The organism is Pseudoalteromonas sp. SR45-5, assembly GCF_014163565.1.
Taxonomy (GTDB): domain Bacteria; phylum Pseudomonadota; class Gammaproteobacteria; order Enterobacterales; family Alteromonadaceae; genus Pseudoalteromonas; species Pseudoalteromonas distincta.
The window spans coordinates 1-6,939 of sequence record NZ_JACJDN010000169.1 but is presented as its reverse complement, the minus strand read 5'-3'; the positions used below and the strand labels follow the sequence as shown (position 1 = coordinate 6,939).

General features: G+C 36.1%; 9 protein-coding genes and 1 pseudogene. 9 read left to right on the top strand and 1 reads right to left on the bottom strand.

Translation table 11 applies throughout. The features are described from left to right. Positions 1 to 703: 703 nt before the first annotated feature. From H5072_RS08430 to H5072_RS08415, 4 genes and pseudogenes are all read left to right on the top strand, one after another. The gene (locus H5072_RS08430) at positions 704 to 1,561 is read left to right on the top strand and encodes an immunity 49 family protein (RefSeq protein ID WP_182693247.1); all 858 of its coding nucleotides are present in this window, start codon (positions 704 to 706) and stop codon (positions 1,559 to 1,561) included. Positions 1,562 to 1,605: 44 nt separating this feature from the next. Then, positions 1,606 to 1,998 (top strand): annotated as a pseudogene (locus H5072_RS21555) (DNA/RNA non-specific endonuclease); the annotation flags it as partial. A 5-nt stretch (positions 1,999 to 2,003) separates the two neighbouring features. Continuing rightward, positions 2,004 to 2,165, top strand: a complete 162-nt coding sequence (locus H5072_RS08420; protein WP_220488557.1) for a hypothetical protein — start codon at positions 2,004 to 2,006, stop codon at positions 2,163 to 2,165. A 9-nt stretch (positions 2,166 to 2,174) separates the two neighbouring features. Next, a complete protein-coding gene (locus H5072_RS08415) occupies positions 2,175 to 2,765 on the top strand; it encodes an immunity protein YezG family protein (RefSeq protein ID WP_182693245.1) in 591 nt (196 codons plus the stop codon). Here H5072_RS08415 and H5072_RS08410 read toward each other — a convergent pair. Beyond that, positions 2,762 to 3,001 carry a transposase gene (locus H5072_RS08410; RefSeq protein ID WP_182693244.1) on the bottom strand — a complete coding sequence of 80 codons (240 nt, stop codon included), beginning with the start codon at positions 2,999 to 3,001 and terminating at the stop codon, positions 2,762 to 2,764. The two genes, H5072_RS08415 and H5072_RS08410, sit on opposite strands and share 4 nt — an antisense overlap. Before the next feature lie 178 nt (positions 3,002 to 3,179). On the opposite strand from H5072_RS08410, the gene H5072_RS08405 reads away from it, so the two are divergent. From H5072_RS08405 to H5072_RS08385, 5 genes are all read left to right on the top strand, one after another. Next, a complete protein-coding gene (locus tag H5072_RS08405) occupies positions 3,180 to 3,938 on the top strand; it encodes a PoNe immunity protein domain-containing protein (RefSeq protein WP_182693243.1) in 759 nt (252 codons plus the stop codon). A 349-nt stretch (positions 3,939 to 4,287) separates the two neighbouring features. Further along, on the top strand, positions 4,288 to 4,521 hold the full coding sequence (locus tag H5072_RS08400; RefSeq protein WP_182693242.1) for a hypothetical protein: 234 nt from the start codon (positions 4,288 to 4,290) through the stop codon (positions 4,519 to 4,521). A gap of 20 nt (positions 4,522 to 4,541) precedes the next feature. Next, positions 4,542 to 5,468 carry a hypothetical protein gene (locus H5072_RS08395; protein ID WP_182693241.1) on the top strand — a complete coding sequence of 309 codons (927 nt, stop codon included), beginning with the start codon at positions 4,542 to 4,544 and terminating at the stop codon, positions 5,466 to 5,468. A gap of 70 nt (positions 5,469 to 5,538) precedes the next feature. After that, the gene (locus H5072_RS08390) at positions 5,539 to 5,931 is read left to right on the top strand and encodes a hypothetical protein (RefSeq protein ID WP_182693240.1); all 393 of its coding nucleotides are present in this window, start codon (positions 5,539 to 5,541) and stop codon (positions 5,929 to 5,931) included. Positions 5,932 to 6,280: 349 nt separating this feature from the next. After that, positions 6,281 to 6,939 (top strand): ADP-ribosylglycohydrolase family protein (locus tag H5072_RS08385; protein ID WP_259395905.1); only part of this gene is annotated, 659 nt, incomplete at its 3' end.

Sequence of the window (6,939 nt, the reverse complement as noted above, 5' to 3'; positions counted from 1 at the left end):
GAATCTTTAAATTAAAATATATAAGAGGTAACTCTCATGCCACATCCTAATAACCCAATCATTAAAAACAAAGAATAAACTAGACACCAACATTAATATTCACGCTGTGTGAACTAAGTACAACGCTTTTAGAATTGTAAAACGGGCAGTTTTTATGGCAACCTCATGAAATCATCAAGTAAGTTTGTTTGATACAAATTAGTACCACTGTATTTCGCGTTACGTGCGCCGTGCATTTTTTATGTGGAAGAGACTACTTTACAGGCAAGCCTTACAAGCATCGCATAGGGCGGTTTGAAGAGAAACGCCGTTAGCTAGCTAAGGTATTTTGTATTGACGTCTGTGCTTATACTGCAATGGTGCAGTTTTTTCATGTGAATTATCTAAATGCAAGCGTAATAATCACCCATTTAATGGATTAAATGATGGTAACTTAGCCATAAATATAAAATGTTAGCTTAAAAAGTAAATTCAGTATCACAGTTTGGTTTGGTCAATTAGAGTGGGTATTTGGTTAATTTCATTACATTTCACAGAGCGCAAAAATATTCAAGAGTAAATGCTAAGTTAAGTCCGCCTAAAGCTCCTGTAAATAAGTATATTGGTGTGTAGTGGTACAGTGTTAAGCAAAAAGCCAATGACAGTGGAATGAAGAAAACTATTGAAGTTACAAAGTTTAAAGTAAAAGTTTAAAGGGTAAAAAATGATAAAAAGTCACTATAGTTATGGCCAAATTTCTTATGATGATATGGTTGAGGAATATATTGAAGATGACGAGGATAGCCTCTTTCTTATAAAAGCAGGCGGTGGTATGTCTTTTCATGAAGAATTTAAGCGAAACCTCATTAGGGCTTTTCCTTTAGAGGCGGTAGAGAATCCAAATAGCAAAAACGCATGGCTTTATTTAACACGCGGACAGCAAATGGCTTTAGCAGCATTTCAGAGTAACGCAAGTGTAGGTAAACCATTTATAGTAGCTTACGACAATGACTTTATAGAGGTTATAGGTGAGGCTGATGATTTCTCAACTAAGGTTGAAGTCTGGTTCCCTGCTTTATACAGCGCTATTATATTGCGTAATAAACTCGCGATTGATTTTTTAATAACGATTGATAATAGCGTTTTTGCAGAGGCTAGTTTAGGTGAGCAAAACCGCCCATTTGACTACGCATTGGTTAATTTACTGAAAGCACTATTTACGCCAGGTGCAAATTTAGCTTCAGCAATCGAAAAAGCATTAGTTGCCAGTAACCCCGATGATTACGAAGATTTTGCCTATTTATATGCCAGTCGATTAAAATGGCCTCTAGTAGATGTTATTACGGCAATTATTAGTGATGAGGGTGAGCATGTTTATAATGAAAACATGAAAAAAGCGCTATTACTTCATCAAGAATATTATAGTAACGCTGATAGAGAACAAAATCGTGCCGGCGCTATTTCAATCCCTCTAACAGCAATGGCCGTACTGGCTAAAGATGTAAAAGGGTATGATTTAACCGTAGAAAATGGCTATATCCCACAGTGGATTATTGATGGTAAACCTGCTGAATATAAATAAAGCAGCAATTGCAGCCTGAATGGGGTATGTAGATTTAAACCCTATTTGAGCGTAAATCGTACCTTTAACTTGTAGAGTTAACAGGGCAAATAATGCGAGAAGATAAACGCGGCTATATTGATAATATAAACCTTTCTTTGCTAGAAAGACTTAATATATCCCCAGAAAACTGGTTAAAACTCACAACCCGATTTACACGTATATTTCATACTGCAGTAGGCAGACCCACTTCACAATGTTCTGGTCAACTAAAAGACCAAAATCGTTATGGCGAATTGCGACAAATGGAAAAAGAGTGGGGCAAAGAGCTAGATAGAGGTAAAAGCGTTGAGGTAGAAATATTGGTACAATACGATGGTGATAATACAACACCTAAAGTAATATTTGGCGAGTACATAGTTGCTGGAAAACCTGCACCATTTAGATTTAAAAACTAGGATAAATGATGTTTAAAACGTTAGATGAAATATATAGCCACATTGGTCAGGCGATGTTTAATGCTTTGCCAGAAAGGTGGGATACCGCTTGGTTTGATATTTTTTTAATTCATCCAGATGGAGTAACACAATCCAACCAGCAATACAGCCCTAATGATGATATATAATATTTCAATGTGAATAAAATCAACGGTATCAATAAGTATGCAGAGTGTGATGATGCTTTTGAGGCACTCTATAAAATAATGCAAAAGGATGAAAACGATGTGCCTTGGAATAAAGCGCGTTTTGAAATGACATCCGAAGGCGACTTCTCAATTGACTTTAAATATGATGAAGATTTCGCGTGGTACAAATCACTCGATATCGATAGTCAAGAATATGACGATCTTGATATAGAGGTTATAAATCAAATAAAGTCATGGGAAGGCTTGCCTGAAAGTTACCCTAGGTATTGGGCAAAAACGCTATTAGTGCTTCCAAATATTGATTCGTTAACGAGAGCAGGTGTTTCTGCGTTTACTTTAAAACATAATAACTCAGCATTGTTGAAAGAGCACTGGCAAGATAAGTACTCCGATAATGCAATGCGCTTATGGGAAGAGGTCAAGCAAGCCTATAAAAATAAACTGGAAAGCAAGTACAGTATAGAAGAATTAATATTTGTCCTTAATTATGATTTTGCTGTTATGCCTTATCAAAACCCTGAGGAAGATGATTTAGGGTTTTATAAATGGATATTTATAGAAATTTCAAAACTAAGTTAAAAATATTTTAGTTTTTCATATTCTATGTATAAAAATTCAAATAATAAAGACACCCATCTTAATTTTGCAGTTTTAGTTTCAAATTCATGGTTTTTAGCAAGCGCGATCCATCGTTGCAAGGTTGAATAACCGATGCCTAATTCAAGCGCAATATCTTCTAGGCGAACATCATCACATTGAGATAATGCTTTTTCAACAGCTTGAACTTTAAATTCTTGTGTAAATCGACGTCTCATTTTATCTGCCTCTATTAAAAGTTAGAGGCGACAACTATCCTGACACAGGGGGAGAAAGATAAAGTAGGAGTCCAAAAACTACTAATTCGCAATAAAAAAGATGGAAGCCTGTCAGTAAAAGAATTAGATAAAATGCAAAAATAATAGTTAAAGCACCTGAGCTATAAGAGAACAAATCATGTTACGAGATACCTTAAAAGATAAAGCATATTATGACGAACGTATAGCGTTTAAAAAAGAATGTATTGAAGAAGATGTTGAGGAAGTCAAATTTGATGATACTGATTCAATTGAAGTCAAAATGAAAGGTACATTTAGGCTAGTCAGTGACTCTCTGTACTTATTACATCAAAAGTATTCACGTGGTGATGATTTATCATTTTTAAAACCAGATCTTCTAAAAATACTAGAATACCGCCAATGGCAAAAGAACTATGCTGATGCCTTGCCTGATATAGAGCAGGCTGAGCGTATAGGTTGGGAGGAAATACGTGAAGACTATTTAGAAGACTTCTTAAAATGGCTGAGTTTTGCTTACTGCCTAGATATGGGAAAAGAGTATTACCTGAATATGTTGTCTTTAATTGGTAATCAAGGTCTTGATTCATTATTTGATAGTATTGCAGTTGAAATGGGGGATGTTGGACGCGAAGTATCCAAAGAATTACTTTTTAAAAAGCGGTTTAGCAAGCTTTATAAAGTTATTGAAAGTGAGCCAGAGCAACGTCCTAACTTAGTAAAGGCCTATTTAGAGGCTTGGTATAAGCTAGAAGGAAGCCCAGATTACCATTTAATGGATACTGATGCATATATAGGTTACTGGTGTTGGGAAGCTGCTTTAGTCGTTAAGCTATATAATATTGACGATAGCAGTTTTATCGATCATGAATACTACCCAAAAGATTTAGTACATTGGCAAGATAACTCAAATACTTAGAGAAGTGACGATGCGAGATACTCGAAAGAATAAAGCTTATTTTGAAGAATTAGTTATTGATTTTGAAGAGGCATTAACTGAGACTCAAGAAGCCCTAGACGCTGTATGATTTTAGTAAGTTGCTAGCTAAAAATATAAGTGAGCAATTACTGTAGTGGTACAGTGATTTTGGCCACCAATAGGCAAAGACTTTGGTAATTATAATGAAGCCGATGCGATAACATACTTTGTATTTGATGATCAAAGTAAAGGTACTGAGCACAGATACCTTACTGATGTTGAAAAAGACTATGCTAAATCGCTTGATCAAAAAGGCGAGTACGCCACAGTAAATGAGTGGCTAGATCATATGGAGAGTGAGACGGCAAAGTCGCTTAGTATGGAGACAATTGAAAGGGTGCCAGGCGTATATGAGGCGAGGATCCCAGAAGAGGAAGCAGCTTTAGTGGCCAAGGCGATTCGAATAGATGCCGAAAACTACTTAGATAGCGCAGGGGTTGATAAAAGTGCCACGATGTCTAATTTAGTTGGTGGCGGTGATGTAGATAAAGATAAAAACATAGATAAACATGAAGAGTTCTAACAATAAAGGTTGCTTTTTTTATGCGAAATAATTACGAGATAGTTCATATAATAGACATTACTTACTCGAATTTAGGCGAGCATAGGCTTATTACATATTACAATGAATCAAATGCATTAGGTGCTGTCGGTGGGGTCGCTTTAACATTGGAAGGGGTAACTCAAACTTGCCTAGGAATAAACTTCCAACTCAATGCTATGTGGTCATCGGAAAACGGTCATTTATGGGTTGTAGATGATCAAGGTGACGTATTTACTAACGCCAGCATTAATTTTAAGCAGCCGCCATTCGAGCGATTAAAATTTAATTCAGGTAGTTTTGATATTAAGTGGAATGTTACTGAAGTATTTAAAGGCCAGTTAAATGCTATTTGGGGAACAACAGACGAAGATGTTTGGGTTACTTCCTTTGCAGGCCCAGCATTTCATTGGGACGGTCAGTCTTGGGCTAAGTACACACTTCCAAAAGCGCCAAATGCAATAGATGGCTCAGCTTCTGATGACGTATACGTTGTTGGTTATGATGGAAACATACATCATTTCAATGGGAATGAATGGACTAAGATAAACTTACCCTCAGGCATTCCCCAACAAGATGCGTTTACCGATGTAAAAGTACTTTCACGAGACAAGGTTTTTATTACTGGTCGAAGTGGCTGTTTATTAGTAGGTAATGCAAATGATGGCTTCACAGATATTGGGTCTGCTAAATATTCATGGTATGGGGTTGGGGCAATAGACGAGCGCATTTTTCTTGCCGGTGGTGAGCAAGGTATATTCGAATTAATTGATGGGCAATTTGTTTGTCTGAAAGATAAAGGGCAGCCTGTAGGTGTATTTGAAACCCCTAACGCCATTAATTTTATACCTGCAGAGCAACAACCAAACCCATGGTTTGTAAGGTATGAACCTGGAGCTAGCAGAGAATGGACGAAAGTAAATACTTAAATAGTTAGCAAAACCTGATTCATATAAAAGTCAAATTTTAAAGTATATTTAATTGAGTTGTTTAGGATTTATGAAAATAAAAAGAGTGTTTAACACAGAAGGTGGCTCACCTAGTACAACCTTGTCATGGGTCTATGAAGGAGAGCTAATTGAAATAAATTTTAGCTTTGATGCTAGTGCTGTTTTTTCTAAAAAGCTAAACCTAGTTTTTGTTGCAGCATATGCCGATATGGAAGTTCAGCTTTTTAAGTTAAATGGTGAGTATGTTGAAAAATACAAAATTGCTACTTTAGAGCATTATAGCTTCCGCGGTTTAAATCAAAACATGGATTCAAAAACAGGGGTTTCACTATTATTTCACCCAGATACAAATGAAGTTAGTAATGAATGGGGAGATACAGAACAATATGAATTTATAAAAGAGGATAATACTTTAGGTAAGTATCTTGATATTTATAGATAATAAATTAAGTTGGTGTTTATTAGCCTGACTATTGGTTATAACCGCTACAGTTACTACAGCAACAGCGTTTAATAAACTAAGGTTAAGGTGAGATTTTTTAGTGGGTGGTATTAATCATTACCAATACGTATTGTCCCCGGTTGACTTGTTATGTTCGATGGATTGTTGAATAAAGATTGTGATACAAAAATAATAATAGAACTTACATTAAATGATGTATGTAAAGTTCATAAAGCAATTTAGACAAGCCAAATGAGGAAGACGTATTGTTTAAGCCGGAAACTAAATTTAGAGTTACTAATCGTAAAAAGTAAATGGTAAAACGTCATAGAGTTGGAAGAGGTTTAAAATGAGTGAAAAAAAATATTATGATGATTCTGGTGAGTTAATTAGCTCTTCCGCAATAATTCGAATGTTAGAAATGGAAAATAAAATTCCTAATGATCTCCGATTTCCTTTCATGACAAATAAAATGAGTGGTTCTAGAGAGCCTCATAAAACCCAATGGATGTCATCATATAATGTTTATCGTATCGCTGTCCCAAGACCTACTGATGGGCAATGTAAAGAATATTATCAGCGTATAGGAGTTGATTGTGATGATGACATTAACCGTTTTAGAGGTGCTTTACTTGGATGTGCGCTTGGCGATGCTTTAGGCACAGCGCTTGAGTTTAAAGCTCCAGGAACATTTGAGCCGATTGATGATATTGTTGGAGGTGGGCCGTTTAACTTGAAAGCCGGGGAGTGGACCGATGACACTAGCATGATGTATTGCTTAGCTCATAGCCTTATCCGTACTAAAGTTTGTGATCCTAATGATCAAATGGATTTATATTGTAAATGGTGGAAAGATGGTGTTTTCAGTGTAAATGGTAAATGTTTTGATATTGGTAATACTGTCGTTAATGCTCTGAAAAACTATGAGAAAACAGGCGATCCTATAGCTGGTAGCACTGAACCAGACTCTGCTGGGAATGGGTCGTTAATGCGCTTGGCACCAATACC